18 protein-coding genes, 1 tRNA gene and 1 other RNA gene are annotated in these 22,054 nt (G+C 61.4%); 6 read left to right on the top strand and 14 right to left on the bottom strand.

Translation table 11 applies throughout. The features are described 5' to 3' along the window. The 3 genes from IH971_02150 to IH971_02140 form a co-directional block, all read right to left on the bottom strand. Positions 1–1,016: hypothetical protein (locus tag IH971_02150; GenBank protein ID MCH7496635.1), on the bottom strand; the 1,016-nt coding region annotated here is incomplete at its 3' end. A 2-nt stretch (positions 1,017–1,018) separates the two neighbouring features. Beyond that, positions 1,019–1,696 carry a TetR/AcrR family transcriptional regulator gene (locus tag IH971_02145; protein ID MCH7496634.1) on the bottom strand — a complete coding sequence of 226 codons (678 nt, stop codon included), beginning with the start codon at positions 1,694–1,696 and terminating at the stop codon, positions 1,019–1,021. A gap of 42 nt (positions 1,697–1,738) precedes the next feature. Further along, the gene (locus IH971_02140) at positions 1,739–2,095 is read right to left on the bottom strand and encodes an ATP-binding protein (protein MCH7496633.1); all 357 of its coding nucleotides are present in this window, start codon (positions 2,093–2,095) and stop codon (positions 1,739–1,741) included. A gap of 271 nt (positions 2,096–2,366) precedes the next feature. Between IH971_02140 and IH971_02135 the strand changes: the two genes are divergently transcribed. After that, complete coding sequence (locus IH971_02135) at positions 2,367–2,669, top strand: DUF1883 domain-containing protein (protein MCH7496632.1); 303 nt, start codon at positions 2,367–2,369, stop codon at positions 2,667–2,669. Positions 2,670–2,748: 79 nt separating this feature from the next. Here the strand turns inward: IH971_02135 and mazG are convergent, their stop codons facing one another. From mazG to IH971_02080, 11 genes are all read right to left on the bottom strand, one after another. Continuing rightward, the gene (gene mazG, locus IH971_02130) at positions 2,749–3,564 is read right to left on the bottom strand and encodes a nucleoside triphosphate pyrophosphohydrolase (GenBank protein MCH7496631.1); all 816 of its coding nucleotides are present in this window, start codon (positions 3,562–3,564) and stop codon (positions 2,749–2,751) included. Next, positions 3,554–4,843 (bottom strand): HlyC/CorC family transporter, encoded by a 1,290-nt coding sequence (locus IH971_02125; GenBank protein ID MCH7496630.1) that lies wholly within the window; start codon positions 4,841–4,843, stop codon positions 3,554–3,556. The genes mazG and IH971_02125 overlap by 11 nt, the downstream gene beginning before the upstream one ends. Next, positions 4,840–5,277, bottom strand: coding sequence for an rRNA maturation RNase YbeY (gene ybeY, locus IH971_02120; protein MCH7496629.1), 438 nt, complete (start codon positions 5,275–5,277; stop codon positions 4,840–4,842). The genes IH971_02125 and ybeY overlap by 4 nt, the downstream gene beginning before the upstream one ends. Further along, positions 5,274–7,673, bottom strand: coding sequence for an HDIG domain-containing protein (locus IH971_02115; protein MCH7496628.1), 2,400 nt, complete (start codon positions 7,671–7,673; stop codon positions 5,274–5,276). Before IH971_02115 ends, ybeY begins: the two co-directional genes overlap by 4 nt. A 5-nt stretch (positions 7,674–7,678) precedes the next feature. Further along, positions 7,679–8,842 carry an acyl-CoA dehydrogenase family protein gene (locus IH971_02110; GenBank protein ID MCH7496627.1) on the bottom strand — a complete coding sequence of 388 codons (1,164 nt, stop codon included), beginning with the start codon at positions 8,840–8,842 and terminating at the stop codon, positions 7,679–7,681. Positions 8,843–8,852: 10 nt separating this feature from the next. After that, a complete protein-coding gene (locus IH971_02105; GenBank protein MCH7496626.1) occupies positions 8,853–9,845 on the bottom strand; it encodes a ketoacyl-ACP synthase III in 993 nt (330 codons plus the stop codon). Then, on the bottom strand, positions 9,842–11,554 hold the full coding sequence (gene recJ / locus IH971_02100; GenBank protein ID MCH7496625.1) for a single-stranded-DNA-specific exonuclease RecJ: 1,713 nt from the start codon (positions 11,552–11,554) through the stop codon (positions 9,842–9,844). Before recJ ends, IH971_02105 begins: the two co-directional genes overlap by 4 nt. 61 nt (positions 11,555–11,615) lie before the next feature. After that, positions 11,616–12,074, bottom strand: an RNA gene (rnpB, locus tag IH971_02095) — RNase P RNA component class A. Between the two features lie 81 nt (positions 12,075–12,155). Continuing rightward, positions 12,156–12,863: a hypothetical protein gene (locus tag IH971_02090; GenBank protein MCH7496624.1), complete on the bottom strand. Its 708-nt coding sequence runs from the start codon at positions 12,861–12,863 to the stop codon at positions 12,156–12,158. 122 nt (positions 12,864–12,985) lie between these two features. After that, positions 12,986–13,059, bottom strand: a tRNA-Val gene (locus IH971_02085). A gap of 105 nt (positions 13,060–13,164) precedes the next feature. Further along, the gene (locus IH971_02080) at positions 13,165–15,702 is read right to left on the bottom strand and encodes a zinc-dependent metalloprotease (GenBank protein ID MCH7496623.1); all 2,538 of its coding nucleotides are present in this window, start codon (positions 15,700–15,702) and stop codon (positions 13,165–13,167) included. Between the two features lie 259 nt (positions 15,703–15,961). Here IH971_02080 and IH971_02075 point away from each other — a divergent pair, with 259 nt between their 5' ends. From IH971_02075 to IH971_02055, 5 genes are all read left to right on the top strand, one after another. Next, entirely contained in the window at positions 15,962–16,510 is a 549-nt protein-coding gene (locus IH971_02075; GenBank protein ID MCH7496622.1) for a CvpA family protein, read from the top strand. A gap of 136 nt (positions 16,511–16,646) precedes the next feature. Continuing rightward, positions 16,647–18,335: a D-aminoacylase gene (locus IH971_02070; GenBank protein ID MCH7496621.1), complete on the top strand. Its 1,689-nt coding sequence runs from the start codon at positions 16,647–16,649 to the stop codon at positions 18,333–18,335. Positions 18,336–18,478: 143 nt separating this feature from the next. Then, positions 18,479–20,308 (top strand): DNA primase, encoded by a 1,830-nt coding sequence (locus IH971_02065; GenBank protein ID MCH7496620.1) that lies wholly within the window; start codon positions 18,479–18,481, stop codon positions 20,306–20,308. Positions 20,309–20,398: 90 nt separating this feature from the next. Beyond that, positions 20,399–20,869, top strand: coding sequence for a hypothetical protein (locus tag IH971_02060; GenBank protein ID MCH7496619.1), 471 nt, complete (start codon positions 20,399–20,401; stop codon positions 20,867–20,869). Further along, positions 20,866–22,053: a hypothetical protein gene (locus tag IH971_02055; GenBank protein MCH7496618.1), complete on the top strand. Its 1,188-nt coding sequence runs from the start codon at positions 20,866–20,868 to the stop codon at positions 22,051–22,053. The genes IH971_02060 and IH971_02055 overlap by 4 nt, the downstream gene beginning before the upstream one ends. The last annotated feature ends 1 nt before the right edge of the window (position 22,054 follow it).

Here is a 22,054-nt window from a genome sequence, read left to right as displayed (position 1 = left end):
CTGACGGCATCGAAGGTGCGCTGCCACTGGGCGAAGCCGAAGCCCTGCCCGCTCTCCCAATCGTAGCCGACAATGCCCATCACCTGGTCGGTGAGGCCCAGGGGATAGCTGGCCAGTGCCCAGGAGAGTGAGATCGCCAGGTCCCGATCAAGCTCCGGCTCGGAGATAGAGAACCTGCCCCACAGGTGCTCCACCATCACGTAGAGGCCCGGGCCCAAATCCAGCGTGTAATCGCCTCCAATCATGGTCATTGTGCCCTTGCCAGATACGCCCTTTTCCTTCCCGCCGCGGCTATTGATAATGGCAAGCTCCCCCCACAGCCCCACCAGCCCGTCAACCCGCAGATCAAGGGCGAAGCGCTCCTCGTTGGCCAGGGGGGAGAGCAGGGGTCGGCTGGCGTAATCGCGGTCGGTGGTCTGGCGGTAGTGGTAGCTGAGGGCCAACTCGCCCAGCCCGAACGACATCTCCGCCCTTCCGCCCGGCGAGGGGTCCGCCAGGTCATGGCCGGCATTAATCCAGCCCCACAGGGTCAGGCCACTGCTGGGAAACAGGCGGGCCCGCAACGTGGTGACGCCGCCGGTCTGTCCCGTTGGGTCGCGCAGATCGAAGGTATCGAACCAGGCCAGCGGCCTGATGGGCAACCGCCCCGGCCCGAAGGCCAGCTTCTGCAGGCCCAGACGGAGGTCGAACTTCTCGGCTGCGTAACGGACCCACAGACGATAGGGCTTGAACGTGGTGTCGATCCCCGCCGCACCGGCGCCCAGGAAACCGTCCAGGGTCACGCTGGCTTGCAGGGCCAGTTCGGCATCCAGCCGCGCCAGCCAGCCGCGCCGCCCCATGACCGAGAGGGTGGGGATGAAGCCGACGAATTCTCCATAGCCTGCGCGGTTGGGCGCCGAATCGCTGGCGCCGCTCACCCCCAGCCAAACCTGGCCAGACAGACCCACGGTTTGGGCCCTCATGGGGGCGAGGGATGCTATCATGCCCAGTGCCAGCAGCTGCAGACGCAAGACCATGTTTAATCGAGCAGATCCTGCAAGAAGGTCCGGTCCTGTACCATGATGGACCCCTCGGGAGCGCCCAGGATGCGCTCAATGGCATTTTCGTAATGGGCGATCATTTCTTTCATACGGCCCATATTATCGGGTTTTTCATCCAATTCCAGGATGAGCGGGGCCAATAGTTCGTTCAACTCAATGCCCAGCAGCAGCAGCGTTTGACCGGCCCCATCAGGATAGGGGGTGTCAAAAATTCCTTCCGCGACCCCCTGCCTGATAATCTTGGCCATCTCGGGAGCCGCCAGGGACACCGACCGGGCATTGAGCTTGTGCCTGAGCAGGATATTCTCATCCATGAAGACAACCTTGAGCAGCGTCCTGATGAGCTCCTTATTGGCCACCTTCGAGCTGCGGGATAGTTCAAAAACCTTGTTCAATTTGACCAGCGCATCCGTGTCATCCAACTCAACGACCCGTCTAAACTGCTCCAGCCCGGCTGCGCTCAGCCTGTCCGCCAAGGCGTTCAGCAGAGCCACCTTGGAATCGAAATAATAGTAGAAGGTACCCTTGGCAACGCCCACCTTGTTGATGATGGCATCGACGGTGGTGCTCTCATAGCCCTGGTCATAGAAGAGCGCCTGGGCTGCGTCCAGCAGCTCGGTTCTGCGCTCGTCGTAGTCTTTGGAGATCCGTACCATGTGGCTGCCCCATTTTGACCGACGGTCGGTATAGACTGACGGTCAGTCGAATTTACCGCCACAGCGACCCGCGCGCAAGCTCCTTTTCACGCGCCTGCACCCGTCGGCTGCGCGCATCACATGGGCCGCAGACCAGGGCGGCCTGAGGGTTGCCACCACCCCGCCGTCCCCGGCTTCCGATTTCAGCTCCAAGCTGCCACCGTAGGACTTGACCACCTCCCTGCAATAGTGCAGCCTCAATCCGTTGCCGGGACCGTCGCTTTCACTTCCCGAGTGCGAGACCTTGGTCGAATAATTCGGTTCGAAGACCTGCGGCAGAAGGTCCGCGGCAATCCCGGGGCCGTTGGCGCTCACCGCTAGCCAGACCTGCCCAGCGTCGGCCCCAGTGTAAACGGTGATGCCGCCGTCAGACCGGCCGTGAAACCGGCTAGGGTGTCCCCAACCTCTGGCTCAGCAAGACCCTTGTTCGGGCAATTACACCGAATTATATTCATCAGAATATTTAGGCTAGATCGTAGTCAATGATCAAATACCCTCAAGACGCCAGCCCAGCGTGGCAATCAGGTTCCGACACCCCCACTGGTAAGCACTACCAAAGTGGGACACGGGACGATTGATCTGGCAGCCCCGGCTGTTCATATCGCCGACCTAAACGGAGTCCGGATTTAAGATGCGCTATATTCATTTCCCCCTTGATTTGGGCGCCCATGATGTACTCCAGGTCGAGTTGGAATCGGAAGCCTATCTCCGCTTGGTGGACGACGACAACTACGAGGCCTACCGTCAGGGAAAGAACTACCGCTATTATGGGGGGCTGGCGGAAAAATCGCCGGCCAACATCAAACCGCCCAAACAGGGTCACTGGCACCTGTGTATCGACCTGGGCGGCAAGGATGGCAAGTTGGGTGCCCAGGTGCACATTATCAAGGAGGTCGCGCCCGCCAAGAAAAAAGGGGCTAAGAGCCGTAAGTAGTCGGGCCCCCCTTGCCTTTCGTCCCGGCCATCGCAGGGAGTTCGGCGTCAGATCATGTTTCTAGCGCGGCCCAACCCCCTCAGCGGGGAGCAGCTTCGCCCCGGTAGCGATCCCAAATCGCATTCATTTCATCCAGTGAAGCGTCCTCCGGCTTCTTGCCCTGAGCCAGCAGATCCCGTTCGATGCGCCGAAAGCGGTACTCGAATTTCGCGCTAGCGCCCCGCAGCGCCCCTTCCGCATCGATTTTCAGAAAGCGACCCAGGTTCACCAGGCTGAATAGCACGTCACCCAGCTCCTCCTCCTGGGCACGGGGGTCGGCGGACTTCCGGGCATCCTCCAGCTCACCCAGCTCTTCTCGTACTTTCGCCCACACCGGCTCCACCGTCTGCCAGTCGAAGCCCACGTAGGCGGCCTTTTCCTGAAGCCGCTTGGCGCGGGTCAGGGCCGGTAGCGTAGCCGGCACACCATCCAGGCGGGAAGCACGTCCTTTTTGCCTCTGCTTGGCTGCCTCCCAGTTCTGCTTGGCATGCCAGGGACCGTCCGCCCGGGCAGCCCCAAAGACGTGGGGGTGACGGTCAACCAGCTTCTGGGTGATGGCGACAATACTCTCCTCGAGCGTGAAGGTTCCTGCTTCCTCAGCCATGGCACCCTGAAACAGCACATGCAGCAGCAGATCGCCCAACTCTTCCTTCAGCGCCGGGCTGTCCTCGGCCTCAATGCTCTCAATGACTTCGTAGGTCTCCTCCAGCAGATAGGGGATCAGGCTGCGCGGGGTCTGCTCGCGATCCCAGGGGCAGCCGTCCGCAGCCCTCAATCTGTCCAGAACTCCCAACAATTTCAGGAACTTGTCACCCAGCTGTGGCGCAGGCCGGCTGGGAATCTCGTCAGTGGTCATCGGCATCCTTGGCTGCCCCGCTATCCGCGGCACTGATATGGACCTTGGCGATGCGGTTGCCAGCCAGTGCTTTGACGGTGAACTGGCGACCGGCTGTAGCGATCTGCTGTCCCACAGCAGGGATCTTATCGAAACGGTCGAAGAGATAGCCGCCCAATGTATCGTACTCCCGGTCTTCAGAAAAAGCATGCTCCAGGCGCTCCCCCAGTTCATCCAGGGATACGCTGGCATCCACCAGAAACTCGTCGCGGCCCACCACGTTGATGAGGGTCTCCTCCTGGTCGAAGGGATCGCGCAGTTCGCCCAGCACCTCCTCCACGACATCTTCCAGCGTCACCAGGCCGGCGGTGCCGCCAAACTCATCCACCACGATGGCCACGCTGGTGCGCCGCTCCTTGAAGTCCTGGAGCAGGGACAGCACGCCTTTGCTCTCAGGGACAAAGAAGGGCGGGCGCGACAGGTCCTGGAGGTTGACCGTTGGGCGGGGGGCATCCAGATAGGGCAAAATATCCTTGGCGAAGAGGATCCCCTTCACCTCGTCGATGGTCTCCTTGTAGACGGGTATCTTCGACACCTGGCGGGTGCGAATCAGCTCCAGGGCCGCATCAGTCCCCGAGTTGGACTCCAGGGCCACCACATCCACCCGGGGCGTCATGACCTCATGCACCTCGGTATCCCCGAACTCGAAGATGGATTGGATGATCTCCGTCTCGCTCTGGGCCAGAGTGCCGCGCTTGAAACCTACCTCCGCCAGTTCGATGAGCTCCTCTTCGGAGCTGAACACACGTTCCGGACCGATCCTCAGCAGCCGGGTGACCAGGTGAGTGAGGCCATAGATCAGTCGCCCCAACGGATAGAGTGCGATGACCAAAAGTTTGACGGGCCAGCTGGCGAGCCGGGCAAAGGTCTCAGTGTGCCGGATGGCCAGCAGCTTGGGAATGATCTCGCCGAAGAGCATCAGCACGAGGGCGACCGTGAAGGATTCCACAATCAGTACGAGGGTCAGGTTCAGGCCCAATCGCCCGGCAAGGTCAGCTGCCAGCAGGGCAGCCAGAAAGGCCATGGCAATGTTGACCAGGGTGTTGCCGGTGAGCAGAGATATAAGCAAATGCCGGGGGCGGCGAAGGATTGCCAGGGTACCGGGGTGGAGAGACTTGTCTGCCCCAAAATCCTTGATGCGGCCCTGTATGCGGAAAAAGGCCGTTTCCGCACCGGAAAATATGCCACTCAGGATCAGCAGCGCCAGAAACAGTGCCAGGTTGACGAAAATTGCTGTCATGTGCTGGCGGAGGTTGCCGCCCGGGCCAAAACCCGATCCTCCTCGACGCGCATATGGGCCTGCGCATCGTCCGTGGCGTCGTCGAATCCGATCAGATGCAGGCTGCCGTGCACAACCAGCCGCATGAGCTCCTGCTGGTGGGTTTGCCGGTAGCGCCGGCTGTTTTCCAGGGCGCGTTCCGTGCTGATATAGATTTCCCCATCAAGGGGTTCGCCGCGGTCGTTAAGGTGAAACGCGATCACGTCGGTGTACTGGTCTCGATCGAAAAACTGGCGCTGGAGCTGGCGTAGGTGCTCATCACTGGAAAAGATTACCCGCACAAGCCCCGCCTCAAGACCGCCCACTTGCAAGGCCCCGGTCACCAGCGAGGCGATCAAGTCGCTCGCTAACGGAGGCGCACCCTCATCATCGGCGTCTACCTGAACGTCGATCATTCCGTCGTGATTCCCCGGAATGCCGTGGCCTCGGTAATCTCGATGGCGCCCCCATCCTCGGCCGTGGCTCCCTCGCCATCGGATTCCTTAGCGGCGGCGGGGTAGGGAATGCGGACGTGATAAATGCCTTTGAGTACACCCAGAATGCCGGTGCCTTCGGAGGCGTCTCCCTTGATACGCTTGATCTCCTGAAGCGTCAACGGGCACTCGTCCAGCTGGCCATCGGCCATGCGGCTCTCGATGATGGTGTCGGCCATCTGCTGGATGCGCTGCAGGGTAGGCTTTTGGATCGATTTGGTGGCCGCCTCGATAGCCTCACACAGCATAAGAATGCCGGTCTCCTTCGTATTGGGACGTGGGCCGGCATAGCGGAACGACTCTTCCTTGACCGTGCCGGTGCCGCCATTTTCGCTGACCGCCTTCTGATAAAAGTACTCCACCCGGGTGGTGCCGTGGTGCATGGGTATGAAGTCCGAAACGCCATCGGGCAAGCCGTATTCCTTGGCCAGGCGCAAGCCCTCTTTTACATGCGTGATGATCACCTTGGCGCTGAGGTGTGGGGCAATAGTGTCGTGGGGGTTTTCCTGCCGGAACTGATTCTCGATGAAATATTCGGGACGGGCCAGTTTGCCGATGTCGTGGTAATAGGCTCCCACCCGGCAGAGGAGGCTGTTGGCACCGATGGTGTTGGCGGCAGCTTCGGCCAAATTGCCCACCACAATACTGTGGCTGAAGGTGCCGTTGGCCTCACGGCTCAAGCGCCGCAGCAGCGGGTGGTTGAAATCCGAGAGCTCCAGCAGGGTGAGGTTGGTGGTAATCCCGAATATGACCTCCAGGACCCCGATGAGACCGTAGACCATGATGGGTGACAGGGTGCCGTTGATGGACGCATACAGCAGGTGCGATCCCAGGGTGGCAAGATTGGTGTATTTCAGGAATTCCACTGCCGTGATGCCGATGGCATAGGCCGACACGATGTAGATGATAGCTGCAAATATCTGCCGGCGCCGGCGCAGCTGCCGCACAGAGTAGATGGCCACACTTCCGGCCAGCAGGTTCACCAGCACGAAGTCCAACTTATTGCCTACCAAGAAGCCCATGAGCAGCGCCAATGTCACGGTGGCAATGATGCTGGTACGGGCGTCGAACAGAATGGTGAAGGCCATGGCCACCACGGTGAAGGGTATCAGATACTCGGACAGTTCGAACCGGTGATGAAAGAGATTGGCCATTGCAAGAACCAGGATGATCAGCAGGTTCATGAGCAGGAGTATGCGATTCTGCCGGAACCAGGCACGGCGATAGACATACAGCCAGACATGCAAAAACGAGAGCAGCACAATCGTGATGATGATCATGCCAATGCGCGGCAGCCAAAGTTGAATTCCTCCGGCGGAGGCGATGGCCTGTGCTTTGGCTTCGGAGAGCGATTTCAATTTCCCCAGAATCTCCGGCGTGACCCGGGTATTGGCATCGACGATGAGCTCGTTCTTGAGGATGAAGCCTTTGGATATGGGGACCTTGTCAACGGCGGCCTGCTGCCGTCTCAACGTTGTCTCGGCATCGTAAAGCAGATTGGGGCGGATAAAGTAGATGAGCAGATCGGACCCCACATCGCGCTCAACAACAGCGCCCGCCGGGTACTGTGCCTGGAGCCGGGTCTTGGCCCTGGCCCAGGCCTCATCCAGATCGAGGAGGAATTGAGGGTCTGCGGCCGCTTCCATTCCCTCGCTGATCACAGCAACAGACACCTCCTCCAACTGGGCTTTGGGCAGGTCCAGCACCCCCTCTGCAAGAATATCGCGGACAATATTCGCCAGCTCACGCTGAAGGCGGTCGTAGTTGATGGCTCCATCCAACTCCGTCTCCCCGGTAAAGAAACTGCTCCAGTACGGCGCGTTCAGGTCTAAAGGAAAGCGCTGAGCAAAGTTGCTGCGCAGATCAACCGCTTCCAGGCTGTCGCGCTCCACGGCCTTTTGAGATTTCGAGAAGCGTTCATCATAGCGATAGCGGTAGGCGCGCTGCTGGCTTAGGACCACCTTGGCTTCGGCCCGCTGGACGCGCTTTACCCGGGTAAACAGATCGGCGAGGCCCGTGCGTTGATCTGCCGCCACCTGGGGGTCGCGGCGAAACAGGTAGGGCACTGACGTGCGCGCCGTCGTGCGCTCGGCCTCCAGCGTTTCCTCGCTTTTGAGCACCGGGAAATTGAAGGGAGCAATAATACTTTCCCGGGTGATCTCCTGAAGGTCGTAGCGATATTCAAATTGATTACCAATGGGAAATTGCACGGAGATTACAATGATGCTGCCCGTAAGAATTAGCAGTCGATAGAAGCGGTCCGACCGCAGCCTGGCAATCGAAAGCAGGGTATTGATTAGCGGTCGACGGGAATCCAAAGCCATTACAGCCCTGCGGTTTCTTCCAGGATCTGACGGCCAATGATCATGCGTTGCACTTCGCTGGTCCCCTCACCGATTTCCAACACCTTGGCATCCCGGAAAAAGCGCTCCACCTGGTACTCCCTGATATAGCCATAGCCCCCATGAATCTGGATGGCTTCTCCAGTGATGCGCATGGCCAGCTCGCTGGCAAACAGTTTTGCCATGGCTGCCTCCTTGTCCACGTTGCGGCCCTGATCTTTCTGCCAGGCGGCGTGATAGACCAGGTGCTGGGCAGCTTCGAGCTGGGTAGCCATATCGGCAAGTTTAAACTGAATTGCCTGAAATTGGCTGATCTTTCGGCCAAAGGCCTCGCGCTCGCGGCTGTAGTTCAAGGCCAGCAGATAGGCCCCTTCGCCCGTGCCCACAGACAGGGCACCCACCGAAATCCGGCCCGCCGTCAGCGCCTGCAGAAACTGCCGCAAGCCCATGGCCGGTTCGCCGAGCAGGTTTCCCACGGGAATTTCCATGTCTTCAAAATAAAGTGCCCGCGTGTCGGAGGCCCGCCAACCCATTTTTTTCTCCGGCTTGCCCAGCCTGAGGCCCGGCGTATCCCGCTCAACCACAAAGGCGCTGATGCCCTGATCCTCGCCACGATCCAGCAGGCGTGCCGTGAATACAATCACCCCCGCATACCCGGCATTGGTACAGAAGGCCTTCTGGCCGTTGATCACGTAGCGGTCCTTCTTTCTCTCGGCGGTGGTCTGAGTAGCACCGGCATCGCTGCCGGCGCCCGGCTCGGTCAGACCGAACGCACCCAGGATTTCCCCCTTGGCCAACGGCGGCAAATACTTCTTCTTAAGTTCCTCGGAACCAAACAGGAAAATCGGCATGGCCCCCAAGCTGGTATGGGCCGCGGCGGTGATAGCCACGCTGCCGTCCGCTTTAGCCAGTTCGTGGATGGCAATGCAGTAGGCCACCGTATCCATGCCTGCTCCACCGTAGTCCTGGGGGATGGGAATCCCCAGCAGCCCCAGTTCGGCCATCTGGGCCACCAGCTCGGTGGGGAAGCGCCCCTCCCGGTCCAGCTCATCGGCCACTGGCGCTACCTCGTTGCGGGCAAACTCGCGCACCATGTCCCTTAGCAGCCGGTGCTCCTGGGAAAAGTAGCGTGCTTCCACGCCCATTACGCTACCCCTACCATTTCACCAGCGCCGAGGCCCAGGTAAAGCCCGAACCAAACGCCACCAGGACAATATAGTCGTCCCGCTTCACGAGACCCCGCTCCACCGCCTCGGCCAGAGCGATGGGGATACTGGCCGCCGTCGTGTTTCCATAGCGCTCGATATTGGAGTAAACCTTGTCTTCTGCTACCTGCAGACGCCGGGCCACCTCCCTGGTGATGCGCAGGTTAGCCTGGTGCGGGACGATGAGGGCCAGATCATCGGCGGTCAACCCGCGGTCGGCCAGGGCCTCCCGGATTGATTCCGGAAAGCGTACCACAGCATGCCGGAATACTTCGCGGCCATTCATCTTCAGCCAGTGGCGGCCCGCCTGCAAGTCCTTGATGGAGATACGCGGATTGCGCCCACTGGCCGGTGCCTCCGACCACAGCTCTTCGGCGTACTTGCCCTCTGAGTGCAGGTGGGTGCCCAGAATTCCGCGATCCTCCTCCGTGGCCGACACCACCACTGCTCCGGCGCCATCACCGAATATCACGCTCACATCCCGACCTTCAGCGGAGAAATCCATGCCCGTGGACTGGACCTCCGCCCCCACGACCAGGACCTGCCGGAAAGTTCCGGTGCGGATATATTGATCGGCGATGGACAAACCGTAGACAAAGCCTGAGCACTGGACGCGGATATCCAGGGCGCCAATATTATCAAAACCCAGCCGGTCCTGCAACAGGCAGCCCGAGCCGGGGGCCATGTAGTCCGGTGTGGAGGTGGCGAAGATAATCAGATCGATATCGCCCACGGTAAGGTGGGCCGCTTCCAGGGCACGTTCGACGGCGGGGATGGCCAGATCGGTGGTACCTTCGCCCTCCGCAGCGTAGTGCCTTGTCTCAATACCGGTGCGTCTGCGGATCCATTCGCTATTGGTATCCATGTGGTTGGCCAGATCGTCGTTGGTCACCACCCTTTCCGGGACGTAGAATCCGGTCCCGGATATGTAGGCTGCCGTCATGACGTCGCTCCCAATCTTATGTCCTTCAACTGCAACTGAACCGTCCGGTTTCCCCGCCATTCATTTTCTTCCACAACGTAAGCGATATCCAGGGGTTTATTCAAGAGGAGTTTTTCGAAGTGGTCAGCCAGGTCGAATCCGATGGCGTCAAAAGCAACACCGTTCTGCCTGAAGCGGCATTTGATGTGCGTGGCCGAGTCGCCCACCAGGCGCGGAGCCCCGTTCACTTCCACACCCCGGCTGACGAGAATGGGTCGCCGGTTTCCGGGACCGTAGGGCGCCAGTGAGTCTAAAAAGCGCATGAACCGGCGGTCGATAAGGCCCAGCTCGCATTCTCCTTCAACGGTAATCCTGGGTCGCAGCTGATCAGGAGTGAGCATCCTGTCCGCCCAAGCGAGCAGTGTTGCGGTAAAGTCGGGCAGCCGCTCCGCGCTGATGGACAGCCCGGCGGCGTTGGGATGACCCCCGTAGCCCAACAGGCTTGCGCTGCATTCGGTGAGGGCCTGATACAGGTCGAAGCCAGGAATACTGCGGGCTGAGCCTCTGCCCACACCTTCCCTGAGGGCGATGATGACCGTAGGCCGGTGGTAGAGGTCTCGAATGCGCGCCGCCACAATTCCGATCACCCCATGGTGCCAGTTCTCATTGCTGAGCACCAGCACCTTCTCGCGACTGAGATCGTGATGGGCATTGACCTGGAAGATGGCCTCCTCAACGGTATTGTCCTGGATGAGCCGGCGGCGGTCATTTTCCGCCACCAGCTCCCGTGCCATACTCACCGCCAGGTAGTGGTTGGAGGTGGTGAGCAGCTTGATGGCCCGGCCAGCATCACCGAGGCGACCGGCGGCATTAATTTTGGGGGCGATGCCGAAGACCAGGCGGCCCACTGTCACCTGCTTGCCGGCCATACCGGCTACCTGCCACAAGGCCGCCAACCCCGGCCGTGCCCGTTCGCTGACCAACCGAAGTCCCTCACTCACGATGACCCGGTTCTCGTCCACGATGGGCACAATATCAGCGGCCGTGCCCAAAGCCACCAGATCGGCGAAACGCCAGACCAAGCCGGAGTCGAAACCGCCCCGCTCCGCCACTGCCTGGGCCAGCTTGAAGGCTACGCCGGCGCCGCACAGCCCCTTGAATGGATAACGGCAGTCGGCCTGCTTGGGGTTGAGGATGGCTACGGCTTCCGGCAACCGGTCAGCGGGCATATGGTGGTCAGTAATGATCACGTCAATGCCCCGCCGGCGGGCCTCGGCTACCTCATCCCAGCCCGTGATCCCGCAGTCACAGGTGATCAGCAGATCCGCGCCGATGAGCTCCGCGTAATCAAGGCCGCCCGTGGATAGGCCATAGCCCTCGGTGTCCCGATTAGGCACGTAGGTGGCGGCGCGGGCGCCCGTTGCCTGGAAAAACAGGTAGAGCATGGATGCGCCGGTGGTTCCGTCCACGTCATAGTCGCCAAATATGAGCATGGGGCGGTCGGTGCTCATCTGGGCCAGCACGCGGTCGACGGCTTTGGCCATGTCTTTCATGAGGAAGGGGTCGTGCAGCTGTTCCCGGCCGGGATGGAAGAACTTCGCGCCTACCTCCCGGTCGGTGATCCCGCGCTGCACCAGGACGCGGGCGTAGATTTCCGGAACATCAAAGGCCGCTACCGCCCGCTGAACCAGGTCCGGGTCGGGCGTGGTGAAATCCCACTGGGTGCTCACATCTGACAAACCTGGGATCGCTCAACTCCTGTGTAGTAGAAGGGCGCAGCCCACCTAAAGATTTGGAGACCGGCCTATAAGCCGAATTCTGTATCCCGAAACTTCGGGATGATGGCTATTCATCTGGACCTGGCCTCGCAGCCAGGTTCTAGCGACCTACCCGCGCCCCATCCCGAAGCTTCGGGATACCAGCGGACCACTGGCCCGGTCCCACATGGGGACCGGAGGGCGCTGCGCGGTCTTGCTCCAGGCGGGGTTTACCAGCTCCCGGCCTCACAACCGGGACTGGTGGTCTCTTACACCACCGTTTCACCTTTGCCGTGACCTGCCCGAGGGCCGGCCACGGTAGTCTATTCTCTGTGGCACTTTCCGTACGCCCGGCCGGAAACCGCATCGCGGCACCGGTCGGACGCCCCTCCCGTTAGGAGGCGCCCTGTCCCGCGGAGTTCGGACTTTCCTCTCCCCGATTCCAGTTCACCTTTCGGCGCACGAAATGGGGAGCAGCCATCCGGCCAGTCTCCAGGGTGAATTTAAGGGCAATTGGGCGCGTTGGGACATGAATCGGGGCGGTTGGGGCGTGCAGTAATATTAGCGGAGGGGCCTATTCCTCCGCCCAGTACAGGATGACACCACAGCTGTCACAGGTAACAATCCGGTCCATCGCCTTGATCTCCACCTGTTGCTGGGGCGGAATACGATGGAAGCAGACGCCGCAGGCTCCGCGCGATATGGGCACTACAGCGCGACCCTCCCTGGCAGCACTGATGCGCTCATACGCCCCCATGTAGCGGGACTCTATCTGGGGCTGGATCTGGTTGCGCTCCTTGGAAAGGGCCGTGCTGCGCTCGTCGTTGGCCGCCACAGTTGACTTCAGCGATTTCTTCTGGGTATCGAGGTCGACGCGCTTTTGCTCCGCCAGGAGTTCATCGCTCTTCAGCTCATCGGTAAGCCGCTGACGTTCTTCGATCAATTCCAAGGCGTGAAACTCACCCTCGTCCACGCTTTTTTTGGCGCCATCGATTTCTGCCGACAGGGCGTCGTAGGCCCGGTTGGTGGCCACCAGCAGGAGCTGCTCCTGATATTTTTTCAGCTGCCCGCGGGTGTCTTCCAGCGTCCCCTGCAGCTGATTACTCTCGTGTTCGATTTCTTCGAGCCGGACCCTCTTTGCCGCCGCACCTTTCGCCAACTCATCCAATTCATCGGAGAGTCGTTCTACCTGGGCGGGCAGGTCCCCCTTCTGCTCCTCAATCTCCATGAGTTCGGAGTCCACCGCCTGGAGCTTGATGAGCAGAGCCAGGCTTTCCTTCATGCTGTGGACCTGCAAACGAGCGTAAGCAAGGCACCGGACGGTGCGCGCTGAGAAACGGGCCAGGCAATGTGGGCCTTAAACCCTGCGCTCAACGACATCAGCTGGCATTCCGCACGGGCATGTGGGCAGTATCCGACTCGAACGGATGGCCTCTGCGATGTGAACGCAGCGCTCTAACCAACTGAGCTAACCGCCCCAAAAAGAGCGCGCTAATTTAATGCGCCCAGCGATTAACTGAAAGCGTTGCCATTCGCTCGGGCCCGCGTCGACCCCACGCCCCAGGGATGACCTGAAATCCCGACTAGAGGGCCTCAAATGCGTTGTGTATCCGCTGGTTCAAGTAACGCCGGTGGGCCCTGGTTTCCGGGTCACCTTTCGCTTTGGCAACCTGCTGTCTGATCCGCTCCAGGCTGCTGTAGGCGGCGCTTTTTGCCATATGGTGGTAGGCGCCTTCGGGTGCAATGACACCCATGAGCCGGTTGACGTACTCCACCTGAAGGTTCTGGCGGTAGGGGTTCACGTCGCCTCGGGCGTCGGCCTTGAAAATAGCCGCGGACAGGTCGGCCAAGTATTCTGCCAGCCCGTACTCGTTACCATATAGCTGGGTATCGGACATGCGCTTGAGGAGCTGGGCACCGAGCAGGTGGTCCAGCGTATTCTTGTGGATGTCGAGCACCCGGTCAGTGAGCTTGGGATCTTCGGTCTGCTCCCAGAAGTCGAAGCTGCGGCGCTGCAGTTGGAGGTAGTTGTGCAGCTGCCCGGGTGCGTCAAAAGCGTCGGGTGCAAAGACGTACTCCGCCAAGGCCCCCAGAGCCCGTTTCTGCTCATCGTAGTCCACCGGAGTGAGCGGCATCCCGCCGCCGTCCTGCCCCACGAAGGCCCGGTCCACGTAGACCCCGCCGATATAACGGGAGACCACCGCAGCTGAAAGCTTATACTGCACCGAAAGTACGTTGAAGGCATCCGCAAGGGCGTGGTAGGAGGCGCCCTCCACGGCGAATTTGCTTTTGAGCTCCGGGTAAAGATTCCTGATGAGCTGGAACCGCTCAATGGAGTAGCCGATGGCGTCGCTGGACATGTCATTGATCATCACCCTGGGGTCGATGCCACGCTCGGGCGAGCGCATGTCATCGGCATCGTTGCCAAAGGCCAGCCGGGGGTCCGTGGAGCGCGACAGAATGGCCCGCCGCTGGGCCGCTCCCGCTGGGCCGTCCAGTGCCGGCGAGTAGCCGAATTCAATGGCCCACCGGTCGTAGGGACCGGGCCGGGTTGTGTAGTATTGCCCCTGCTTGGTGCGGTCCAGGGCCAGATTGATGGCGGGGTAGTCCATGACCGAGCCGGTGAGACCCACCACCCGGGTCACGCTCGTGTCGTGCACCTGGTCAAGCCCATGCAGTTGACTCGATTTCATGTTATGCATGAGTCCCAGGGTGTGCCCGACCTCGTGCAAGGCGAGATACATGAGGCCTTCCTCAACCAGCTGCTGCTTGGCACCGTCCACCACCCCATCGACCGACAAAACGGCACTGCCGAACAGATTGCCCAGATGCAGATAGTTGCCCGCCGAACAGTACTGCGGCTCCTCCTGCGGACTGATGTTGTCAACCGCCGTCTTGTACAGCCGGTCGTACTTGAACCGGTTGGTGAAATAGACCCACTCGAGCATGATATCCGCGCCCAGAATCTGCCCGCTGCGCGGATTGACGAAACTGGGGCCGTAGCCGCCGAAGGATGGCTCGGGCGAGGAGGTCCAGCGGAGGACATTGTAGCGTATGTCGCCGGCATCCCAGGTGGCGTCGTCGGGCTGGACTTTGACCTGAATGGCATCCTTGAAGCCCGCCGCCTCGAACGCCGAATTCCAGGCCAGCACCCCACGGGTGATGGCGTCGCGCAGCTCATAGGGAGTGGTATTTTCCAGCCACCAGACGATGGGCTCGGTGGGCTCAGAGAGGTCGGCGCCGGGGTCCTTTTTCACCAGCTGCCAGCGGTGGATCAAATCGCGGTAAGGGGTAGCGCTGGTGGAGGTCAGATCGGTCACCCGGCTGGTGAAGAAACCCACGCGGGGATCGTCCATGCGGGGCTGGTAGCTGTTCCTCGGCATGGCGATAAGGCTGTGCTGCACGGTGATACTCACGGCACGGGCATCGGTGATGCCCCCCCGGCCCTGGTTCACCGGCGCCGGGTTGTCGTATACATATTCCACGATCACGTCCGTGTTCTGCGGATAGCTGCGTATGCTCACATATTTAGTCTTGTCCTTATTCAGCTCGCCCAACTTGAATTTCTTGGCGGCATCCTTGTCATCGGGATCGGGCGACGGCTTCAGCTGCAACAGGTTTTCGGTACGGAACAAGGCGTCGGCACTGATGAGGTATTCCTGGCCCTTGCGCTCGGCAACTATTTCGGTCGAGAGCAAAACCGCATGACTGATATTGGCCTGTGACGCACGGCTCAGCGGGTTCTCCTCATCGAAGTAATAGGATGTATTGGGGGCCACCAGCTCGATACGGTTAAAGTATTTGCGCAGGGTGAAGACCTTGGCCTGCCGGTAGCGTCCCCGGAAGTGGCCGGCATCCCGCACCCCCTCGGTGGTATGGGCAAAGTGGACATATTCCTGGTCCAACTGGCCCTCCTTGATGAGTAGATAGGTGCTGCCATCGTCCTTGTCCTGGTACAGGGTAAACAGCCCCGCATACTTCCGGGCATTCTTGGTCTTGTCCGCGATGGTGGCTTTTTTCTCTTCATCTGCCTCCTCCCGGGCGCCCAGGCTGCCAAGCAGCAACGGGATCAACAGCAACAGGGCCAGCGAATGGGTCTGAGAGCGGAATGTTCGGCGCATGGCGTACCTCCGGGTTGCTCCAAGGTTACGGACGGCGGACACGAATTAAAACGGTGTCCACGCGCCAAATCGGAGAAATGTCAGGCCGGCAACAAAGTGGCTGCCGCAGGATAGCATATTACTCAGTGACTGGGGAAAGCCTTGCGTCGCCAGGAGCGCCGCCCTAATTTGATTTCCCCGGTACGCACTGCATGTTGGTCACCCCCCAGTTCCCGCCCCAGATGCCCGCAGTGCAGCGTGACGCGCAACGCCGTCTGCCATGAACCCTGTCGGCATCGGTATCCTGGCCTTCGCAGCCTACTTTGGCTATCGTGGTTTCCAGCGTGGCCTGATCGAAGAGGTTGGCCGGCTCGTGGGTTTGGTGGCCGCCGTCATCCTGGGCTACAGGCTGTCCCACCTGCTGCTGGAATATATCCCCCTGGGCAACGAGCTGGCGCAGTCTGCGGCGGCCTTCGGCGCGATCTTTTTCGCCACGCTGCTCGTCGCTGCCGCCATCACCCGGGTAATGCGCACGCTGCTGGAGCTGGTCTTGCTGGGCTGGCTGGACCGGCTGGGCGGGACCGTTTTCGGCCTGCTCAAGAGCCTGGTTGTGCTGGGTGTGCTGATCTACATCCTGGAGAGTTTCGAGCCCAGCCGATTATTTATTGAGCGGCTGGAGCACCAATCGGTGATCTATCGCCAGTTGGTGGCGGTTAAGAACGGTCTGTTCAAGGCACTCACGCTGGACGAGATGATCCAGGACGTGCAGGAGCGCATGAAGGATGTGAAGCCCGAAGACCTGATCCGTCCGCTCATGGGCAGTCGCTGACTTGCTGCCGAGGGTGGTGCTTCTTGAAGCGGCGCGCGCTGCGCTGCAGTAAACATCAGGGCCGCACCTGCTTTCCGGGGTAGCCTTAAATTTCACCTGATTCCTTCCTCGTCAGCACCGGCTTGAGGAGCACCCGATGATGAACACAGCCACCCTTTCCAGCGCCGTTGCCGCCGGCCTGATATTGCTGGCAGCCTGCGGCCCGGCCCCGGACCACGCCCTCATCATCAGGGGCGGCACCATCTATGACGGCAGCGGCGCGGCGCCCTACGTGGCCGATGTGGCCCTGGATGGCGACACCATCAGCGCCATCGGTGAGCTGGATTCGCTCACCGCTCGCAGCGACATCGACGCCTCCGGCCTGGCGGTGACGCCGGGCTTCATCAACATGCTCAGCTGGGCCAACGTCTCCCTGATTCAGGACGGCACTGCCCAGAGCGATATCCGCCAGGGGGTGACGCTGGAGGTGCTGGGCGAGGGCAGTTCCATGGGGCCGCTGAACGCTGCCATGCGGGAGCGGCGCCGGGCTCGCCAAGGAGACTTCCATTACGAGGTCACGTGGACCACGCTGGGCGAATACTTGCAGCACCTGGAGGACCGGGGCATCGCACCCAATGTGGCCTCTTTCGTGGGGGCCAGCACGGTGCGTGTCCACGAGCTGGGCTACGAGGACCGGCAGCCCACCCCGGAAGAGCTGGCGCGCATGCAGGGACTTGTGCGCGCGGCCATGGAGGAGGGCGCCCTGGGCGTAGGCTCCTCCCTGCCCTACGTGCCGGACAACTTCGCCACCACCGCTGAGCTCATCGCCCTGGCCCAAGCCGCCGCCGAGTACGATGGCATGTATATCTCCCACATTCGCGATGAGAGCGACGAGATATTCCCGGCGCTGGATGAATTCTTCGAGATCGTGCGGGCGTCCGGAATTCGAGGGGAAATCTACCATCTCAAGGCGGCCCGGCGTGCGAACTGGCACAAGCTGGACGCAGTGATCCGGCGCATCGCGGCGGCCCGGGCAGAGGGCCTGCCGGTCACAGCCAATATGTACACCTACCATGCCAGCTCCACGGGGCTGGATTTCATCTTCCCTGCGTGGGTGCAGGCAGGGGGACACGAGGCCTGGATAGCGCGCCTAAAGAACCCGGCCATCCGGGAGCGTGTGGCGGCGGAGCTGGACATGATCCCGCCCGAGGATATCCTGCTGGTGAGTTTCCGCAATGAGCAGTTGCGCCACCTGGTTGGCAAGACCGTGGCGGAGGTAGCGGCCCAGCGAGGCACCTCTGCCGAGGCGACCATCATCGACCTGATCATCGAGGACGACAGCCGTGTAGGGACGGTGCGCTTCACCATGAGCGAGGACAACGTGCGCCGTAAGGTGGCGCTGCGGTGGGTGAGTTTCGGATCGGATGCAGCGGCGCCGGCGGCCGAGGGGTTGTTCCTCCAGTCCAATCCCCACCCCCGGGCCTATGGCACCTTCGCCCGGCTGCTGGGCCATTATGTGCGCACAGAGAAATTACTGAGCCTGGAGGAGGCCGTCCGCCGCCTCACCCATTTCCCGGCCACCAACCTGAAGCTGGACCGCCGGGGATTGCTGGCGCCAGGATACTATGGCGATGTGGTGGTCTTTGACCCAGCGACCATCATTGACCACGCCACCTTTGAGGCGCCCCACCAGTACGCTACGGGAGTAGTCCACGTGTTCGTCAACGGCGTGCAGGTGCTCAAGGACGGCAACCACACGGGTGCCACGCCGGGCCGTTTCGTCCGGGGGCCGGGCTGGAAGCAGCCGGAGAAGCGGGAGGTCCGGCGCGGACCGTATGGCTACTGACGGACCGTCGGCCGCACCCCATATAGGGCGCACGGGCATGCCCAAACCTATGACGACCCTATTGCTCTTAATGCTGCCGGCCTATTCGCGCCACAGCTGGCGCTACTTTTAGCGCTGCGACCATCGTAAAATAACCCCGACTCATGGCCCGCATTCCCGAGGAGACGATCGCCCGGATTCGTGACGCCGCAGACATTCTGGATGTGGTGAGCGGCTATGTGCAACTCAAGCGACGGGGGCGCAACCACTTCGGCCTCTGCCCATTCCACCAGGAGAAGACCCCCAGTTTCAGTGTGAACCAGCAGAAGCAGATCTTCCACTGCTTCGGCTGCGGTCGGGGCGGTAACGCCATCAGCTTCGTCATGGAACTGGAAAAACTCACTTTTGTGGAGGCGGTCCAGCGGCTGGGGGACCGGGTAGGGATACCGGTGGAGCTCTCGGGCGACGGCGATCCGCGCAAGAAGGCCACCGTGCAGCAGATTTTCGACCTGGGCGAGCTGGCCAGCGAACACTTCCAGAAAAACCTCCGGGGCCCAGCCGGGGCGCATGTGCGGGCCTATTTGAAGGAGCGGGGGATCAGCGAGACCACCCAAGCCCTGTTCAAACTCGGCTACGCGCCCCCGGGCTGGCAAAACCTGCATGCGAGCGTGGGGCAGCACAAATTCTCCCAGGAGGCCCTCAAGCAGTCGGGGCTGTTCGGCGACGGCGAGCGGGGAACCTACGACCGCTTCCGCAGCCGCATCATGTTTCCCATCAGCAATATCGCCGGGCGGGTGGTGGCCTTCGCCGGGCGGGTGTTCGAGAGTGAGGATCCGGCCAAATACATGAATTCGCCGGAAACCCCGGCCTATCACAAGGGCGAGATTCTTTACGGCCTGGCGCTGACCCGGGGCGCCATACGCGACCAGGAGGCGGCCATCATCGTGGAGGGCTACCTGGATCTGATCCAGCTGTATCAGGCCGGCATCAAGAACGTCGTGGCTGTATCCGGCACCGCACTCACCGACCGCCACGCCCGGGAGCTGCGCAAGCTCGCCAGCAACATTGTCGTGGCCTACGACGGCGACGCTGCAGGGGTGCAGGCCGCCATCCGAGGTGGCTACACGCTGCTGCGCAACGGCCTCAGCCCCCGGGTGGCCGAATTGCCGACGGACGTGGACCCGGACGACTGGGTGCGGCGGGAAGGCGCCGGGCCTTTCCTGCAGGCTGTGGAGGCGGCCCTGCCACTCCTGGATTTCCACCTGAGCCATTTTCAGGGCGATCTGCAGCAGCCGGGGGATTTGCGCCGCTTCCTTGATGAATCGCTCCAGGAACTGGCCCAGGTTCGCGACCCCCTGGTGCGGGAAATACATCTCAAGACGGTGGGGGAACTCACCGGCATCAGCGAAAGGGCACTCCATGAGGCCCTGCAGCGCCTGCCCCGCTCGGGGGCCGGGCCAGGCCTTGCGGACCAGGCAGCCGCCGGCGATTCAACACCTGCTGTTGAGCCCACGCGGGCCAACAAGGCGCAGATGACCCTGATCCGGCTGGCCTTCGAGGACAACAGTGCCGTGCTGAACCTGCTGGTGGACCGGGCCACGGAGCAGCTCTTCACACAGCCCCTGCTTGGGGCGCTCTGGAAGGCGGTGGCCCCCGCGCTGGAGCAGGAGCTCATCCCCGATCCCGGCACGCTCATGGACCAGCTCGGCAGCGACGCGGAGCGCCAACTGCTCAGCCAGATCTTAATGGCCGCCGAGTTGCCGGGCGGCGACGATACCCGTGCTGCAGTTGATCTCATGTCCCTGGCCATCGATTGCCTGACCACCCTCCAGCGGGAAACCCTCCTGGCACAAATCGAGCAGCGGCGCAGAGCGCTGCAGGAAGCCGAGCAGCAGACTGAGCAACCCCCCACTGAGATCGTGAGTGAGGTGGCCGCCATGCAACGGGAATTGGCCAGTCTCGGAGACCAGTTCGATAAATACCGTTTGGAATAAGCGGTGACGATCCGCCGCCAATCCTAATCAGGACCGCCCCCCTTGACTATCCAACTGCCAGCGGCTAGATTCACTTTCAGAGGCATCCTGATGGGACCTGACTGGCACACATTACGGCGTTGGGCACACCTTGTGGGCATGGCGGCGCTGCTCAACGGTGGTCTACTTGCGCAAGACAGCAAGCCCGAGGCCACGGTTGGCTACCTGCGCCTGTTCAGCGATACGGATCTTGTGCAGATCTATCTGGATGGCGAATTGATCGGCTACACCCCCATCCGTGAGCAGATCACCGTAACCCCCGGCTGGCATCACATCAGTTTCTTCTCGCCAGAGTTCCGCTGGGAGCATTGGACCCATCGTCAGCGCGACATCCTGATGAGCGTGGTGGAGGCGGGTACCCGCCGGGTCATGGTGGAGCCGGGACAGCTGCTGGAAGTCACCATGGATTGGCATGCGCTGGAGCAGCGGCTCATGGCGTATGAATCGGGCCGGACCATCAGCGCAATCGTAGGGGTAGGGCTGGTGGCGGTGGTGCTGCTCCTGCTTGCTGCCGCTTCATGAGACGTTATCTGGCTGCCATCATCCTCGCCGGGGCGGCACTGGTTAAGGCGCAGGATTCGCTCGCGGTCCCGCCCCCCGACTCAGCCCGCAGCATTTCGAGCGGGCCACTGGCCAGCTCATTTTATGATCCGCCCGCCCTCAGCGACCTGTGGGCCCGGTTCTACGATCGGGTGGACGGGATGAGCGATGAGGCCCTGACCCGGCGGTTCGTCCAGGGGTTGCTGGACTCGCTGACGGAGACCATGCAGGCCGAAATCGACACGCTGATGGTGCGGGCCCGGGCCTTTGAGTCCAGCGAACAGGGCTACGCCCATCGCTTCTATCGCAGCCCCCTCACCCGGGAACAGGTGTTGGGCGATCCCATCAGCGAGGTCGAAGCCGCCGACATACCCCATTTTCACGCCGTATATGACCCGCAGGGCTATCTGCTGCGGGTGCGTTATGTGGAGCCACGCCGCTGGCGGGCACGGCAACATTTGCTGGCCACGCGTTCCTTTCAGACGGTAGCTGAGACCCCCCCGCTGGTGCGCTACTTTGAGGCCTGGGACGTACGCCGGCTGGCTCCGTTGGCCTATACCCGCAAGAAAAAAATTCCTGAGGGAGAAGCTTACATCCGGGTCCTGTATGATCCTCAGGACAACATCAAGTCCCTGCAGAAGTACGACCAAACGGGGACCCTTATCTATACGCTCGCCTACAGCCACGCCTCCGCCGACAGCAGCCTCTATGGCCGGCTCGAGTTTGCCGCCGACAGCATCGGCTCGCTCCTGGATGTGCACCCCTATGTCTACCTGCGTGACTGGAGCCTGGTCAAGCCGGGCTGGAAGGTGGCCCTGACTCGGGACGCCGAAGGTCTCTTGACCTCCACCCAGGTGTTTAATGAACATGACCAACTCTCGTACTACTATACCTTCAGCCTGAGCCGGAATCCGGAGAAAAGGACCAGCACCCTGCGCAGCACCGTGCTCTCGGATTCCAGCCGGACAAAACGGGTTTTCGCGCTGGTCTATGACCACCAGGACCATATGGTGAGGCGTTCGTTCTATACCGAGCAGGGCCAGCTCACTGAGACAACCACCTACGACTATCATCGGCGTTCGGCCAGGCTGGTCGTCACCACGCGCAATGCGGCTGGCAAGTTGCTGTCGCAGCGGCGGGTGGTCGACCCAAGATTCTGGAACTGAC

The sequence above is a fragment of the Candidatus Neomarinimicrobiota bacterium genome (assembly GCA_022560655.1).
Lineage (GTDB): Bacteria > Fidelibacterota > Marinisomatia > SCGC-AAA003-L08 > TS1B11 > JADFSS01.
The sequence above is the reverse complement of the archived record's forward strand: the minus strand, read 5'-3'. Positions and strand labels throughout refer to the sequence as shown.